We start from the raw sequence: 14,899 nt of genomic DNA on the forward strand, positions 1-14,899 counted from the left end.
CATTTCCAGAAACTGGAACTGGTCATCAACAACGTCAAGTTCCAGGACGGAGAGCAAGTAATCGATCAGTCAGACAGGAACGCCGCCTGACCGTCGTACACCAGATTTGACAATAACTCGTCATGCGTCACCCCCTATGAACTGGCTAATTGGCGCAGGGTTTGACAATCTAAAATAACCTTACGGCAGGCCAAAATGGCGCGATCCCAGAGCACTGCCGTGGTTTTATCAGTGATGATTTGCGCTCGACGACGTTCCAGCCGTTCAAGAACAGACGTGTGATCCGCCTCCAAAAGTGGTTGGAATTTACCGCATCCGTAACAAGTAAAAGGTGCATCCAGGTGGCAGACTGCATCGGCACCACATATGGCTAGATCTTCAATCTGCCGATCCACTTGATTCCCGTTCTTCGCTGAGCTTTGATCCCTCACAATGGTGCCGGTAAACGCACTCACAACCAACGCGAGATGATCACTCATTTTCGCGTCAATCAAATTCATCAACTCAGCGGAGACCGCTCGATACTTTCGCACTGTCTGAGAATTTTTGTGCATCAGTGCACGTGCCATCGCCCATTCTTCCAATCCCGCATTGGAAAGATCTGTGCCAAAGGTGTGCCTGAAACGATGACCTCGACTGATTTTCAGCGGCTGATGCGTGCGATGCGAGATCGGGAAGCCAGCCATACGCTCCACTCCTGCGAGCCAGCTTCTTACCAAGCGCGATGAAGTATGAAACTCCGGCTGAGGCGCGTATTCCAGTGCCTTTTGATTGGGGAGATCAATCAAAACTGGTGGGTTTAAAGTGTTGCCACCCCTCTTATTTTCTACCTTACGTCGAAAAAGTGGAACATGGTTGATCGCCTTATCCCAATCGGCTTGGTCTGGATATTCCTGCCAGAGTTTGGCGAGGAGAATCGCCTTATAGGCCTGCACGGTGTTGTAAAGATCTTCATCCAGGCTGAACGTCTCTACCTTTTTGCGCCAGCCCTCATCGTCGCCTCGTTGCTTCGCCCAAAAAATTCTAATTTTGTGGCCCTGATCGGTCTTGATAAAGTCATCAAAGACCATCATGCGCAGCTGTACGCCCCGCTGCCCGTAAATCATCAGCAGGCGCAGGTAAAGGTATTGCTCGGGAACTAACTGACCATGGCAAAACTGCTCATGTATCCACAGGTGCAGCGCGTCCTGCTCCACCTGTGTATAAGGGCCTTGTTCAGGGTCCAAGCTCAGGATGGCATCTTTACGGACGGACTTTTTCCTCGGCAGCGTCTTGTACGCATTATTCAGTGATTGCGAAGGGCCCTGTTCAACGGACTCGCAGGTCTGCCAAAACTCGATGAAACTGACTAGTAGAGCAAACTCACTATTGCTAAAGCGCTCCCGCAGGTTGATCAGATGATCCTCATTGAGGATGTTAAGCCCTGCCTGCGCAGCCCGCGACATCACACTGCAGATGCTAACAACAGATCCCTGTGCCATATCTAGCATGCGGTATGCCAAGGCCGCATGTAGCCAGCGCTGCCATTCGGGCGCGACAACGGCGAGTGCGGCTTGCCAGTTAACCGAATTTTCAGCGGTTCTATCAGGCCACCAACTTAATTCAGTGGGCGTGAAAAACCTCCCACATTTGGCCAGGCGAGGTGTGTTCAACCACGCATCGAGTGTGTACCGAGTTGGTGCTTGGAGTGCATCCACAGCTATATCCACTAGGCACCTCTCTTTTTAATTTTGACTTCAGCTTTCTGACGGATGGCCTTAAACCTCTCGGAGCGTTTCTTCATTGCCTTATCTGCCTCTTCTTTCCAGAACTTCGCTCCATAGAGCGCCGGCATATTCGATTCAGGACTCCAGCCGAACATCCAGGTTAGGACTTTTTGAACTTGAGTTGTGCGATCCTCTGGCGTGAGGTTTTCAAGCTCCTCGCGCATGCTTTCGAGCATTGTGTAGACCGCGTCATGCCTTAGGATATGAGGATGGATGTGAGCCAGCTCAGGCGCTACTTTGCCTACTCGGGGGAAAACGCCATCCAGCGCTTTGATGCTCATGGGCTTGCCTTCATTTCGTCTATGAGATACGAGCAAAAACGGGTGCTTTCTCGCCTGCGATGAGCCTTTATGAGTTTTTCTGTAGCGATATTTCGACTCATACTGGCTAATCGACTCATAAAGGTCGTCGCTCATGACCAACATGCGTTCATGCGTTTTGAATTGCGGGGCCATCGTGCGCGGATCTAAGCTTTCATTCTCAAGATTGACCACCGAGAGCTGACGACTGGGCCAGTGAATATCGCCGATCTTGATCAAAAGCATTTCAGAGCGGCGAAGTCCCATATCGAGACCTAACAACAGAATGATGAAGTTACGCAGCTTAATTGATTCATCTGCGAATGGGTTCTCAGCACTCTCCGGATGCATGACTTTCAACAATCGACTCCGTTCCGAGGCTGTCAGCCCTTTCATCTCATCGATGCGCGTCTTTTTCCAACCTGGACTCGCCGCTTTAATTTTGCGATTAAAACGCCGTTTAACATCGTCAACCGCTTCATCTCGTGTCGAGTGATCACCGAGCTTATCGTATAGAAACGCCAGGTAATCGCGTACTGCTTCAATACGTTGTTTAGCATGGATCTTGCCAACCGATTCGTATGCCGTTGGATGTAAGCGCATGCCCGCATACTTTTTGGCCAAGGTTACTTTGTTGAATCCAGCGTCTGACACAAACCGAGCAATTTCGCTGTCTGTCAGATACTGCGATTGGGGGCGCTGTTCCAGGCGGGAAATGAGATCGATGGATGAGAAAGCGAGGAAGCCCTCAAATACGGTCAAGTGCTCAAGATACTTTTTTGTGGTTTCCAGAGCCTTTCCCGAGAGCTCAAAGGTTACGTACAGGTTTGGGTAATAGACGGGGATATGGTCTTGCACGAGCAGCTTTCTTCGCGCAGCATTCACCACTTGCTCGATAACTTGATAGCCCACGTTGCCCCCTGAAACATTACTTTTTTCAAGAATAGTAAAGAACAGAAATTTACACAAGGAAAAACTTAACTTTTTGTTTTATGCTTTGAGCGCTTATAATCACCCTCAAAGCCCCATGATAACTGACTTAAAGGCAAGATAGATTATGTCAAAAAGTGACAAAACAGGTAAAACAGGTTCTTATGTCTTTACCATGAACCGGGTCGGCAAGGTCGTGCCGCCCAAAAAGCAAATTCTCAAGGACATTTCCTTGTCGTTCTTCCCCGGCGCCAAGATTGGTGTGCTGGGCCTTAACGGTTCGGGCAAGTCCACCCTGCTACGCATCATGGCCGGTGTCGACAAGGAGTTCGAAGGCGAAGCGCGGCCGATGCCTAATCTCAATATTGGCTACCTGCCTCAGGAACCGGAGCTCGACGATACCAAAAACGTTCGGGATACCGTCGAGGAAGCCTTGGGCGCGATCAAGGAAGCTCAGGAAAAGCTGGATGGCGTCTACGCCGCCTATGCCGAGCCGGATGCCGACTTCGACGCCTTGGCCAGCGAACAAGGGCGCCTGGAAAACATCATCGAAGCGGCCGATGCGCATAACCTCGAGCGCAAGCTGGAAGTCGCCGCCGAAGCCCTGCGCCTGCCGCCCTGGGATGCCAAGGTAGGTACCCTTTCCGGGGGTGAGCGTCGCCGTGTGGCCCTGTGCCGTTTGCTGCTTTCCAGCCCCGACATGCTGCTGATCGACGAACCCACTAACCACCTAGATGCCGAATCGGTGGCTTGGCTCGAGCGCTATCTGCACGACTATTCGGGTACCGTGGTGGCGATTACCCACGACCGTTACTTCCTGGATAACGTTGCCGGCTGGATTCTGGAGCTTGACCGTGGCCAGGGCCTGCCTTTCGAAGGCAACTACTCCAACTGGCTGGAAACCAAGGAACAACGTCTCGGGCAGGAAGCCAAGCAGGAAGCGTCACGCCAGAAAGCCATTCGCCAGGAACTTGAATGGGTGCGCAGCAACACCAAGGGGCGCCAGGCCAAGAGCAAGGCGCGCCTGAATCGCTTTGAAGAGATGCAATCCGGCGATTTCCAGAAGCGCAATGAAACCAACGAAATCTACATTCCACCCGGCCCGCGCCTGGGCGACAAGGTCATCGAGTTTCATAACGTCACCAAGCGCTTCGATGACAAGCTACTCTACGAAGACCTGTCCTTCAGCATACCGCCCGGCGCGATCGTGGGGATTGTGGGTGGCAACGGTGCCGGCAAATCCACCCTGTTCAAGTTGATTACCGGCCAGGAACAGCCCGATGCCGGTGAAGTGGTGGTCGGTGATACCGTCAAGATCGCCTATGTCGAACAGCTGCGCGACGCCCTGGATGACAAGCAGACGGTGTGGGAAGCGGTTTCCGACGGTCAGGACCTGCTCAACATCAACGGCTACGAAGTGCCTTCGCGTGCCTATGTAGGTCGCTTCAACTTCAAGGGCAACGACCAGCAAAAGCGTCTGGACGAGCTTTCCGGTGGTGAGCGTGGCCGCCTGCAGCTGGCTCAGACCTTGAAACAGGGCGCCAATGTGCTGTTGCTGGATGAGCCCTCCAACGACCTGGACATCGAGACCCTGCGCGCCCTGGAAGAAGCGTTACTCGCCTTCCCCGGCTGTGCCATGGTGATCTCCCACGATCGCTGGTTCCTGGACCGTATCGCCACGCATATCCTGGCGTTCGAAGGCGATTCCCAGGTGGTGTTATTTGACGGCAACTACACTGATTACGAGGCGGACCACAAGAAGCGCGTCGGCAATGACTCGCCCAAGCGCATGAAGTACAAGCGTATCGATGCATGATGCTAGCTTCATGGTAGCTATCGATAACCGCGCTTGACTGAAAAAGGCCCCGAGGGGCCTTTTTCGTTTTTTAACCGCTTTTATTTCTCACTACCCGGGGCTATACCCGATAGACGCTTTTGGTCATGACCTTGGACATCAGGGACATGCCCAGCTTTACCGGCGCAGGAAAACGTGCGCCACCCGCCTCCAGCGCCAGCTGGGCGTGGTGGGCTTCATCGATCGCCATTTGCTTGAGAATTGCCCGAGAACGCTTGTCGGCTTGCGGCAAGGTTTTCATGTGTTCTTCCAGGTGCTTTCCCACTTGATCTTCGGTGGCGGCGACGAATCCCAGGCTGATCTTGTCACCGATGGCGCCCGCCGTGGCGCCGATCCCGAACGAGGCGGCGTAGAACAAAGGGTTGAGGTAACTGGTGCGCCCTTCAAGCTCCTGCAGCCGCTGGTCGCACCAGGCCAGATGGTCGATTTCTTCCTGGGCCGCCTCTTCCATCTGGCCACGCACCTGGGGCAACTTAGCGGTCATTCCCTGCCCCTGATACAGCGCCTGGGCACAGACTTCACCGGTATGGTTGATCCGCATCAGCCCCTCGGCATGGCGACGCTCCTGCTCATCAAGCGGCTCTTCGGCCAACTTCCCGGCGGGATTGGGCCGATACGGCTGCGCCGCCCGCGGCACCAGGGTACGCAACACGGTATCGAATTGATGAATAAGATTATCCGTACGACTGAGATTACGACGCATGGCGATTGCCTCCCTTGATGAGCATGACGCCCTTTAACCGGCGGGCCAGGTGAATTGCCGGCCTCCCAGAAGGTGCATGTGAAGGTGAAAGACCGTCTGGCCGCCCTTTTCGTTGCAGTTCATGACCACCCGATAACCATCATCGGCAAAGCCGTGATCCTTGGCCAGCTTGGCGGCGGTGTACTGCAGCCGGCCGATAGTCGCAAGGTCGCCTTCCTCGATATCGTTCAGGGTGGCGATGTGCTTTTTGGGTACAATCAGGATATGCGTCGGCGCCTGGGGCGAGAGGTCGTCAAAGGCCAGCACCTCGTCGTCTTCATAGACGATATTCGCCGGTATCTCCTGATTGATGATCTTGCAAAACAGACAATCCATGAAAAAGTCTCCTTGTGTTGCATGTCGTTGCGTCATTGGTTGGCTACCTGAATTCGGGTCTCTCAACGAAACCGGCGCTGGGCCAGAAGATGACGTACCAGCGGTGCCAGGATCAACTCCATGGCCAGCGATAGGCGTGAGCCCGGCACGACCAGCGTATGCGGCCGCGTCATGAAGGAATCCTTGATCATTGCCAGGAGCCAGGGAAAATCCACGGTGGATGGGTCGCGAAAACGAATCACCACGAATGACTCGGCATCCGTGGGAATGTCCTGCACCTCGAAGGGGTTCGAGGTATCCACGGTGGGCACTCGCTGAAAGTTGATGTGAGTGCGTGAAAACTGCGGCTGAATGTAGCGCACGTAGTCGTCCATGCGCCCCAGAATGGTATCGATCACCGCTTCCTGCGAATAGCCGCGCAACTTGGTGTCACGGTCGATCTTCTGGATCCACTCCAGGTTCATGGTCGGGGCGACGCCCACCAGCAAGTCCACGTGCCGGGCAATATCATGCTCTTCGGTCACCAGCCCACCATGAAGGCCTTCATAGAACAGTAGATCGGTACCGCAGGGCAGCGCCTGCCATTCGGTAAAGGTGCCCACACGACAGCCGGCTTCGATCATCTGCTTGTCTTCGGCATGGATGTAATGCCGAAAGGTGCCAGTACCCTGCTCGCCGTACTCGATAAACAGATTTTCCAGCCGGTCCAACTGATTGGCTTCCACGGCAAAATGCGAAAGCTCGTTCTTGCGTTCGGGCTCTTCGCGGAAGATACGGTGAAGATCGTCCCGGGTATAGCGGTGAAAGGCATCACCGTCGACCACGGCGGCATGCACATCCTCGCGCAGGAACATGCGTTCGAAACTGCGTCTGACCGTGGTGGTACCCGCCCCCGAGGAGCCGGTCACCGCGATGATCGGATATTCCCGTGACATCAGGCTTTCTCCGCCTCGGCAAGCACGGCCAGAACCGTCTCTGGAATGGCGACCGGACGCCCGGTTCGTGCATCGACCAGCAGCTGATTGACGCGTGCCGTCGCCACGACCTCACCGTCGCTTTTATCACCAGCACTTTTAACTACGCGGTGATAAATGCTCAATGCCTTGCCCTGGGGGGTGGGAATAGCGGTTTCCACGCTCAGGCTATCCGGCCAACGCGCCTCGCTCTGATACTGCACGGCAAGATCCGCCACCACGCTGGGATAGCCATGCATGTCCCATTCGGTCAGCCCCAGTGATGCCAGCGCCTGAATGCGAGCTTCATGCAGCAGCGAGACCAAGGCATCGTGGCCCAAGTGATGCCCGTAGTTCATGTCGGTCACGCGCACCGTCATCGGGTGACGATGGAAAACCGCCTCATGGGGAAATACCAACTTCACACGTTCCATGCTTGTTTCCTTTCAGGCTGCTTCGGGGCATGAGGCTCGAGCTCATGAATTCATGCGTTCTCACGCAGGCTTTTACGAGCGCTGGCTTTCGCGGGCAATGGCGCGAAAGCCGATATCGCGGCGATACTCGACCTGCGTCCAGTCGATCTCGGCCACCCCTTGATAGGCCGTCTGCTGCGCCGCAGAGACGCTTTCGCCCAGCGCCGTCACACACAGCACCCGGCCTCCAGTGGCCACGAACTGCCCCTGGGCATTTTCCTGGGTGCCGGCGTGGAAGACCTTGCAACCGGTTCCGGTAACATTATCCAGGCCGTGAATCACGTCGCCCTTGCGGTAGTCGCCCGGATAGCCTCCGGCCGCCATCACCACCCCCACCGCTGCACGCGGGTCCCACTCACAATGTTTGCCTTCCAGCTGCCCTCGGGCACCCGCCAGGCAGAGTTCAGCAAGATCCGAACGCAGGCGCAGCATGATCGGCTGGGTTTCCGGGTCACCGAAACGGCAGTTGTATTCGATCACCTTGGGGTTGCCTTGCGCATCGATCATCAGGCCGGCATACAGAAAGCCGCTATACGGATGGCCTTCGGCGGCCATCGCTTCAACCGTGGGCAGGATGACCCGCTCCATGATGCGTTGATCGACCTCGGGGGTAACCACCGGTGCCGGTGAATAGGCGCCCATGCCCCCGGTATTGGGGCCGGTATCGCCGTCGTAGGCACGTTTGTGGTCCTGGCTGGTCGCCATGGGCACCACATGCTTGCCATCGACCATGACGATAAAGCTGGCTTCCTCGCCTTCAAGAAATTCTTCGATCACCACCCGTGCCCCGGCGTTACCGAAGGTGTTAGCTTCGAGCATGTCGCGAATGGCCGCTTCCGCTTCGGCTTCGCTCATGGCGACGATCACGCCCTTGCCGGCGGCCAGGCCATCGGCCTTGATCACGATCGGCGCGCCCTGGCGCTTCAGGTATTCAAGAGCGGGCGCCACTTCGGTAAATGTCTGGTAATCGGCACTGGGAATATGGTGACGAGCCAGGAAATCCTTGGTGAAGGACTTGGACCCCTCAAGCTGAGCGGCAGCCCGGGTGGGGCCGAAAATAGCCAGCCCGGCCGCTTGAAAACGATCCACGACACCTTCCACCAGCGGCGCTTCGGGGCCGACAATGGTCAGACCCACCGCCTGAGCGGTGGCAAAATCCACCAGCACATCGAGATCGACGGCTTGAATGGCGACATTGGCAACCTTCGGCTCTTGGGCGGTGCCAGCATTGCCCGGGGCGACGAACACTTGCTCGACATTTTTCGACTGGGCTATTTTCCAAGCCAGTGCATGTTCGCGGCCACCGCCGCCAATAATCAAAACCTTCATCTGTTTCCTTCTCGACCTGGGAAGCTTTCAGTGCGTTGCAGCATTATGCCACAGCGTAGGCGGCCTGGCTTAATCCCGCCATGGCAGGGTCACCCGGCTCAACCAGGCGTTTTATCATTTTTGTCCGAGCTTTTAGTCTTGCCGGAGCTTTCAGCCTCATCAGGGCTTTCATCCTGGCTGTCGGGCGCGTCTTGTTCGATGGCATCCTGGTCGGTCTTGTTGAAGGTGTTTTTCCAGAAATGCATGTTTTCCTCCGCCAGTTCCCGCATGACCTCTATCGGCGAATTACGCACCGCCTGCTTCCACTGGTTTTGCATGCGTTTTTGCTGAGACAGCATCAAGCGCGTGCCCTGCTCCAGGTAGCGTGACAAGGGCAAGGGTGAGGTCATGTCATAGACCCGAATCAACTGCGCCAGTAGGTCATTGGAGAAAACCTCGGATTCACCCTCGCCCTGCTCCTGTTCGATGATGATCGACAGAAGAATGGTACGCGTCAGATCTTCTCCGCTTTTGGCATCTTCCACCCGGAACGGCTCTTCCTCAAGGATCAAGTGGCGCAGATCTTCCAGGGTGACATAGCGGCTTTGCTGAGTGTCGTACAATCTGCGATTGGCATACTTGCGAATTACGCGCACTGCGCATCTCCTTTGAAGCAATAGAGCTTTTTAGCCCGATGCTGGTATTGTGCCTGCAACACACGCCCATGCAAGCAACCACTGACAATTCCCCGACGGCATGGGCGCACCCCTACCTTTCATTTTTTCCGGAAAAATCGTTTTCGCCATGAACCTGATATTGATCGATCCAAACGAGTTGGCAAGCCCGAGCGCTGCTCGTATCACCGACCCTCGCCGCTTGCGCCATTTGCATGAGGTGCATCGCGCTCAGGAAGGGGACCGTTTAAGCGTGGGCATTCAGGGCGGCAAGATGGGCAAAGCCATCTTGAGCAAGCTGGATGAACATCACGCCTGCTTCACGCTGGAGTCACTGGATGAGCCCGCACCGGCTGAACTTCCTGTCCATCTGGTACTGGCCCTGCCGCGGCCTCGCATGCTGGCCAGAACCCTGGAGCACGTGACCGCACTGGGGGTCAAGCAGCTTACCTTGCTCAATACCAAGCGAGTGGAAAAGAGCTATTGGCAGTCTCCGGAACTGCGCGACGACAAGATCCATCAGCATTTACTGCTCGGCCTAGAGCAAGCCCGGGATACCCGGTTACCCAGCATTCACTTGGCCAAGGGCTTTCGTCCTTTCCTGGAAGACACCCTGCCCGGCTTGCTGGAAAGTCGCCAAGGGCTTCTCGCCCATCCCGGCATGCCTCATCCTTGTCCCCGTGGGGTTACTCAGCCAAGTCTGCTTCTGGTCGGTCCGGAAGGCGGTTTCATTCCCTGGGAAGTCGAGCAGCTGCTGGCAGCCGGCTGCGAGGGCATACATCTGGGCCCGCGCATCCTTCGGGTGGAAACCGCCGTGACCGCCTTGCTGGCGCGGATTTTTTAAAGCCCGATCAAAACGGCCGACACCTAGTCTTTCGACTCATGAGCCACCAGAGGTGCATCGTCCTCGCAATCGGGCGTCTGCATGAAGGTACGCCTTACATCAAGCAGCCCTAGATGACTCAAGGTGCGCCGCCCCAACAATAAAGGATAATTCATTTCCTCGCGGTCACGCAGGCTGAACTGTTCCTCGTAAATAGTGTTGCCCATGCACACCTTCAACAACACCACCGGGCGTTCATCACGCCCGCCGGCACCGCGCACGGCCAGCTCGCGATATAATGGGCGCTCCAGCGTATCGCTGAACGTTTCGCCGCTGGCATGATTTTCCAGTTTCAGGCGAAAGCGTACCCACTCTTCGCCATCTTCCTCGAACAGCTCGATATCGCGCGCATCCAGGGAAGAGGTCAAGGCGCCGCTATCCAGCTTGGCCTTCACTTCTATTCCCCAGGGTTTCAGGGTGGCCTTTTCCACCCAGCCGAAGACCTTTTCCTCGGCTTGCACCGCGCTGCTGCTCATGACAAATAGCGCTATTCCAATGACGTATACCAAGGCGCTATGTGTCACGCTTCGACCCGAGCTTGTTTTCCCAATCATGCAGCACTCCGTAAAGACAGAATTCGTATATTACTTTCACTGCGCCTGGCGTAGCCGGGCAAGCAGGTGCTGAGTGGCGAAGCCATCAGGGGTCAAACCGTTCTCACGCTGAAAGGCGCGTAGCCCGGCCCGAGTATCGGGACCCATGATGCCGTCCGCGCCACCCACTGCATAACCTTGATCGTTCAATAGGCGCTGAAGTTCCCGAGTATCCTGGCGACTCAAGGGAGCTTGTTCGCGCGGCCAGGACTGTTCGACACCTTCACGCCCGGCAATGGCGTCGCTCAGGGTAGCGACGGCCAGGGCATAACTGGTGGCATTGTTGTAGCGTAAAATCGCACGAAAGTTCTGCCCCACCAGAAAGGCGGGGCCATCGGCACCTGCCGGCACGATCAACGCCGCACTATCGAATTGGGGCAGTTCGCCCCGCATGGCGTGCACGCCCTGGGCAGCCCAGTCGGCCGTGCTCAGTCGTTGGGTCTGGGCGTAATCGAATGATTCGGGAAGTTTTACTTCAACCCCCCATGGCTGCCCCGCTTGCCAACCCGCCCGAGCCAGGTAATTAGCGGTGGAAGCCATTACGTCGGGAATGCTTTGCCATATATCACGCCGACCGTCGCCGTCGCCGTCCACCGCATAGGCTTCAAAACTTGACGGAATGAATTGGGTATGGCCCATGGCACCTGCCCAGGAACCCACCATTCGTTCGGCGGCAATATCACCTTGTTCAATGATACGCAGTGCCGCCATCAATTCATTGCGGGCGAATGCCTGACGCCGGCCTTCATAGGCCAAGGTGGCCAAGGATTCCAGAGTGGAAAAATCACCGAAGTTACTGCCGTAGTTACTTTCTATCCCCCAGATCGCGACGATAACCTCGGCAGGCACACCATAGCGCTGGGCCATGCGTTCTGCGGTGGCGCCATGGTCGGCGAGCTTTTCGCGCCCGTTATTGACCCGGGTACTGGAAACGGCAGTGTCCAGATAGTCCCAGATCGCCCGAACGAACTCGGGCTGATGCCGATCCAGCTCAATGACTCGAGGCCGGTAACGCAACCCATCGAGAGCCTGGGAGAGGGTCGCTTCACTGATGCCTTCGCTTCGCGCGTCGCGGCGAAATTCTCTTAGCCATTGGCTGAAATCGGTGTGACTGACGTCTTCGGCTACCTGGGCATCCACTTCGGATAACAGGGCATTGCCGGCCGTCGCCAAGGGCGACAAGGTAAATGTCAGGATGGCCGCGGCACCCAGCACTGAACCGCGCAGGGAAGAACGAATATGGGTTTTACACATAGAAAGGAACCTGTCTTTGATGGGCGACCCTTGACGAGAAGCACTTGCCGCCCACATAAACCCCAACCGGGAAAATAAAGCACGCGATGATCTCGCAGATCAGGGGAACACGCTAGCCTGACAGGTACTTTAGTCGCCAGATAACCAACAAATGGGTCAATATCACTACGACCGATAGCAATGAACGCAACGGCAAATACCATCCAGGAAATCCGGCGCGCCCCTCCCGACTAGCATCGTAGGCCCAGATCAGTATAAAACCGATAGCCAGCACCCATGCTCCTGTACTGAGGTTCAGTAACAGGGCCGGCCAGGCGATCAAACTCGGCACCATCGCGAGTGCCAGACGTCGACTGATACTAGCTCTTTCATCAATGTGATGGCTCAATGCCATGCCCCATTGCACGCCGCCCAGGAAGGAAAGAATGACCGCGCTGTAATATAAAAAGGCATACACCGCGATGAGCTGCCATGACGATGGCGCAGTCCATGCAAGAACGCCGGTAACGATGAAGGGAATCAGTCCAGCCAACCCCAAAAGCCAAACCACGCGTCTGTCGTCAATCATTTTCGCCATGGTGTGTTTCTCTATTTCGCGTTAGCGGGTTCGTGCACCCCCGAAGGGCCCACTTCGAGCTCAGGGCAACCAATGCGCAACATACAAACCGTCCGGATCATAATGCTCGGCTTGCTTGAGCACGTCGAAGTAGCGATCCTTTCGCGGATCACATCCGACACCCGCAACATACCGCCAGTTCCCCCAGTTGCTCGCCACATCATAGTCAATCAGGCAATGTTCGAACCAGGCGGCGCCCAACCGCCAATCGACATTCAAGTCCTTGACCAGAAAGCTGGCCACGTTCTGCCGGGCACGGTTGGATAACCAGCCGGTACTTTTCAGTTCGAGCATGGCGGCATCGATGAAGGCAACGCCTGTCTTGCCATCGCGCCAGGCATTGAAATTGGCGCAGGGTGCGGGCAGTTGACGGGAGCCGAACAAGGCGACCCCTTCCAGTCGAGCGGCATGATAAAAATATTCACGCCAGAGCAATTCGAAGATGACCCAATAGCTGGAATCATTGGCCCCATGGCAGGCTTCCCACCGGCGTACCTCGCCATATACCTGCCGAGCGGAGAGACATCCCTGCGCCAACCAGGGTGAGAGCCGAGTGGAGAAATACGCTCCCAGCAAGCCATTTCGAGTTTGCTTGTAAGTGGCGACTCCGCCCTGGTGCCAGAGGTAATCCTCCAGGCGCTGGTGAGCGGCTTCTTCGCCACCCACGTAGGCCAACCCTTGACGTGCATCGGGTTGCCAGCTGGCACTTTCTTCACATACCAGCTGTAGCGCTGGAAACCCCCGCGGTGCATCCGGCCAAGGCGGTAACGTAATAGGTGCCGGCAACGCCGAAGGCACTGACCACTGGGCTTCCACTTGGCGGCGAAAAGCCGAAAAGCTCGTCGGCAAGTCGTGCGAGGCAAAGGGTAGCGATTGCGATGCGAGCAACAACCCGCTCTCCACCGTCTGCAGTTCAGTACTGGCGGGAAGGTTGGCGCGCACAGCCGCTTGATAGCGTCTTTCATCCACCCCGGCGGTTTGCCGCACGCGAATACTGCGTACATTCAATCGCTTGGCCAGATCACCCACGATCTGGTCCGGCGACCCAATGCGTACTAGCAGGTCACTGCCCCGTTTGAGTAATTCGCCGCGCAACGCCATCAAGCTCTGCCATATGAAACGCAGGCGCGCCGACCCCATGCGCGACGCATCTTCTTTCTGGAAAAGCGCTTTTAGCCAGTGTTGATCCAGAACATAAAGGCAAAGCAGCTGATCCGGCGCGGTATCAAAGTGAAATAGCGGGTTATCCGCAATACGTAGATCATCCTGCAACCATACGATGTCAGCCGTCATGCCTGTGCCACCGTGCATACTGTTGTCTCCATATCATTTCCCCTTGCTGTTTGCTCGTCGCTACGCGTGCTGACCGGTAAATTACTTAACAGAATATATTACATTGTATAATTACTGTACATATATTGCAGTGTAATCTCTGTTCAACTCCCGCTTGTAACGCTTTCTTCAGGCACAAAAAAACCACCCGAAGGTGGCGTATGCAAAGAGCACTAACTTGCTACAAACATTTGAATTAGATAAATTTTTCCTGATTAGTCCGGATCGGTATCCCGCGGCTGACGCTGGGTATTCTCAATGCTTTCCATGCCGCTTTTGAGTTCATGGGTCAGCGGATCATAGTTGGGGCGCAGCTCATCCTTGACCGTGCCGCTCCACAGCTTGGAGCCGACGAAGTAGCCGGCCCGGCCGATCACATGGGCCGCCACCGGCGCGGTCATCAGGATGAACACGATGATGGCGAAGGCGCGCGCCGACACCCCAACCTCGGCGTAATGCATCGCCACCGCCAGCATGATCAGGATCACCCCCAGGGCCGCGGCCTTGGTGGTCGCGTGCATGCGGGTGAGCAGGTCGGGCAGGCGCAGGATGCCCAGTGACGCCAGTAGCATCAGCAAGGCGCCGGCAATGATGAAGGTACCCTTGACAAACTCAATCATCACGCGGTCCTCCCCGTTCCAGAAAGCGGGCGAAACCCATGGCGGCCAGAAACCCCATCAGGGCGATCACGATGGCGGCATCGATGAAGCTCGAGACGCCGGACTTGATGGCGTAGACGCCCACCAGGCCCACCACGATGCTGGCGAACAGCTCCAGCGCCACCACCCGATCGGGCAGGCTCGGGCCTCTCACCACGCGCACGAAGCACAGGATCAGCGCCAGGCTCATGATGACCTGGCTGATCAGGATCACGGTATCCATGTC

Annotated in this window: 16 protein-coding genes; 2 read left to right on the forward strand and 14 right to left on the reverse strand. The window is 56.2% G+C overall.

The annotated features are described in order from the left end of the window. Positions 1-134: 134 nt before the first annotated feature. Together DU506_RS06285 and DU506_RS06290 are read right to left on the reverse strand one after the other, a co-directional pair. Positions 135-1,697, reverse strand: a complete 1,563-nt coding sequence (locus DU506_RS06285) for a tyrosine-type recombinase/integrase (RefSeq protein ID WP_235825458.1) — start codon at positions 1,695-1,697, stop codon at positions 135-137. Positions 1,698-1,708: 11 nt separating this feature from the next. Next, a complete protein-coding gene (locus DU506_RS06290; RefSeq protein WP_114486096.1) occupies positions 1,709-2,977 on the reverse strand; it encodes a site-specific integrase in 1,269 nt (422 codons plus the stop codon). Positions 2,978-3,122: 145 nt separating this feature from the next. Between DU506_RS06290 and ettA the strand changes: the two genes are divergently transcribed. Continuing rightward, positions 3,123-4,811, forward strand: coding sequence for an energy-dependent translational throttle protein EttA (gene ettA, locus DU506_RS06295; protein WP_114486097.1), 1,689 nt, complete (start codon positions 3,123-3,125; stop codon positions 4,809-4,811). 100 nt (positions 4,812-4,911) lie between these two features. Here ettA and coq7 read toward each other — a convergent pair whose 3' ends face one another. The 6 genes from coq7 to phaR all read right to left on the reverse strand — a co-directional run bounded on the left by coq7 (position 4,912) and on the right by phaR (position 9,318). After that, positions 4,912-5,553: a 2-polyprenyl-3-methyl-6-methoxy-1,4-benzoquinone monooxygenase gene (coq7, locus tag DU506_RS06300; RefSeq protein ID WP_114486098.1), complete on the reverse strand. Its 642-nt coding sequence runs from the start codon at positions 5,551-5,553 to the stop codon at positions 4,912-4,914. 33 nt (positions 5,554-5,586) lie between these two features. After that, entirely contained in the window at positions 5,587-5,928 is a 342-nt protein-coding gene (locus DU506_RS06305; protein ID WP_114486099.1) for a histidine triad nucleotide-binding protein, read from the reverse strand. A 62-nt stretch (positions 5,929-5,990) separates the two neighbouring features. Continuing rightward, on the reverse strand, positions 5,991-6,863 hold the full coding sequence (locus DU506_RS06310) for a phosphoribulokinase (protein WP_114486100.1): 873 nt from the start codon (positions 6,861-6,863) through the stop codon (positions 5,991-5,993). Continuing rightward, positions 6,863-7,315 carry an acyl-CoA thioesterase gene (locus tag DU506_RS06315; RefSeq protein WP_114486101.1) on the reverse strand — a complete coding sequence of 151 codons (453 nt, stop codon included), beginning with the start codon at positions 7,313-7,315 and terminating at the stop codon, positions 6,863-6,865. The genes DU506_RS06310 and DU506_RS06315 overlap by 1 nt, the downstream gene beginning before the upstream one ends. Before the next feature lie 72 nt (positions 7,316-7,387). Continuing rightward, positions 7,388-8,683 carry a phosphoribosylamine--glycine ligase gene (gene purD, locus DU506_RS06320; RefSeq protein ID WP_114486102.1) on the reverse strand — a complete coding sequence of 432 codons (1,296 nt, stop codon included), beginning with the start codon at positions 8,681-8,683 and terminating at the stop codon, positions 7,388-7,390. Between the two features lie 98 nt (positions 8,684-8,781). Further along, positions 8,782-9,318 (reverse strand): polyhydroxyalkanoate synthesis repressor PhaR, encoded by a 537-nt coding sequence (gene phaR / locus DU506_RS06325; RefSeq protein WP_114486103.1) that lies wholly within the window; start codon positions 9,316-9,318, stop codon positions 8,782-8,784. Positions 9,319-9,466: 148 nt separating this feature from the next. Between phaR and DU506_RS06330 the strand changes: the two genes are divergently transcribed. Beyond that, the gene (locus tag DU506_RS06330; protein ID WP_114486171.1) at positions 9,467-10,180 is read left to right on the forward strand and encodes a 16S rRNA (uracil(1498)-N(3))-methyltransferase; all 714 of its coding nucleotides are present in this window, start codon (positions 9,467-9,469) and stop codon (positions 10,178-10,180) included. 23 nt (positions 10,181-10,203) lie between these two features. Here DU506_RS06330 and rloA3 read toward each other — a convergent pair whose 3' ends face one another. The 6 genes from rloA3 to DU506_RS06360 form a co-directional block, all read right to left on the reverse strand. Continuing rightward, a complete protein-coding gene (rloA3, locus tag DU506_RS06335; protein WP_114486172.1) occupies positions 10,204-10,695 on the reverse strand; it encodes a retropepsin-like aspartic peptidase RloA3 in 492 nt (163 codons plus the stop codon). Between the two features lie 114 nt (positions 10,696-10,809). Further along, positions 10,810-12,066, reverse strand: a complete 1,257-nt coding sequence (locus tag DU506_RS06340) for a lytic murein transglycosylase (RefSeq protein WP_114486104.1) — start codon at positions 12,064-12,066, stop codon at positions 10,810-10,812. A 112-nt stretch (positions 12,067-12,178) separates the two neighbouring features. Beyond that, positions 12,179-12,643 (reverse strand): DUF3429 domain-containing protein, encoded by a 465-nt coding sequence (locus DU506_RS06345; protein ID WP_114486105.1) that lies wholly within the window; start codon positions 12,641-12,643, stop codon positions 12,179-12,181. A gap of 60 nt (positions 12,644-12,703) precedes the next feature. After that, on the reverse strand, positions 12,704-13,975 hold the full coding sequence (locus tag DU506_RS06350; protein WP_114486173.1) for a DASH family cryptochrome: 1,272 nt from the start codon (positions 13,973-13,975) through the stop codon (positions 12,704-12,706). A gap of 254 nt (positions 13,976-14,229) precedes the next feature. Next, on the reverse strand, positions 14,230-14,634 hold the full coding sequence (mnhG, locus tag DU506_RS06355) for a monovalent cation/H(+) antiporter subunit G (protein WP_114486106.1): 405 nt from the start codon (positions 14,632-14,634) through the stop codon (positions 14,230-14,232). Further along, positions 14,627-14,896, reverse strand: coding sequence for an MrpF/PhaF family protein (locus DU506_RS06360; RefSeq protein ID WP_114486107.1), 270 nt, complete (start codon positions 14,894-14,896; stop codon positions 14,627-14,629). The genes mnhG and DU506_RS06360 overlap by 8 nt, the downstream gene beginning before the upstream one ends. Positions 14,897-14,899: the final 3 nt, after the last annotated feature.

Source organism: Vreelandella rituensis, from assembly GCF_003336665.1.
Lineage (GTDB): Bacteria > Pseudomonadota > Gammaproteobacteria > Pseudomonadales > Halomonadaceae > Vreelandella > Vreelandella rituensis.

What these genes read in the sequence shown, in the direction of transcription:
- ettA (WP_114486097.1), top strand. Translation starts at nt 3,123, where the DNA reads ATGTCAAAAAGTGACAAAACAGGTAAAACAGGTTCTTATGTCTTTACC.
- coq7 (WP_114486098.1), bottom strand. Translation starts at nt 5,553, where the DNA reads ATGCGTCGTAATCTCAGTCGTACGGATAATCTTATTCATCAATTCGAT.
- DU506_RS06305 (WP_114486099.1), bottom strand. Translation starts at nt 5,928, where the DNA reads ATGGATTGTCTGTTTTGCAAGATCATCAATCAGGAGATACCGGCGAAT.
- DU506_RS06310 (WP_114486100.1), bottom strand. Translation starts at nt 6,863, where the DNA reads ATGTCACGGGAATATCCGATCATCGCGGTGACCGGCTCCTCGGGGGCG.
- DU506_RS06315 (WP_114486101.1), bottom strand. Translation starts at nt 7,315, where the DNA reads ATGGAACGTGTGAAGTTGGTATTTCCCCATGAGGCGGTTTTCCATCGT.
- purD (WP_114486102.1), bottom strand. Translation starts at nt 8,683, where the DNA reads ATGAAGGTTTTGATTATTGGCGGCGGTGGCCGCGAACATGCACTGGCT.
- DU506_RS06330 (WP_114486171.1), top strand. Translation starts at nt 9,467, where the DNA reads ATGAACCTGATATTGATCGATCCAAACGAGTTGGCAAGCCCGAGCGCT.
- rloA3 (WP_114486172.1), bottom strand. Translation starts at nt 10,695, where the DNA reads ATGAGCAGCAGCGCGGTGCAAGCCGAGGAAAAGGTCTTCGGCTGGGTG.
- DU506_RS06340 (WP_114486104.1), bottom strand. Translation starts at nt 12,066, where the DNA reads ATGTGTAAAACCCATATTCGTTCTTCCCTGCGCGGTTCAGTGCTGGGT.
- DU506_RS06345 (WP_114486105.1), bottom strand. Translation starts at nt 12,643, where the DNA reads ATGGCGAAAATGATTGACGACAGACGCGTGGTTTGGCTTTTGGGGTTG.
- DU506_RS06350 (WP_114486173.1), bottom strand. Translation starts at nt 13,975, where the DNA reads ATGACGGCTGACATCGTATGGTTGCAGGATGATCTACGTATTGCGGAT.
- mnhG (WP_114486106.1), bottom strand. Translation starts at nt 14,634, where the DNA reads ATGATTGAGTTTGTCAAGGGTACCTTCATCATTGCCGGCGCCTTGCTG.
- DU506_RS06360 (WP_114486107.1), bottom strand. Translation starts at nt 14,896, where the DNA reads ATGGATACCGTGATCCTGATCAGCCAGGTCATCATGAGCCTGGCGCTG.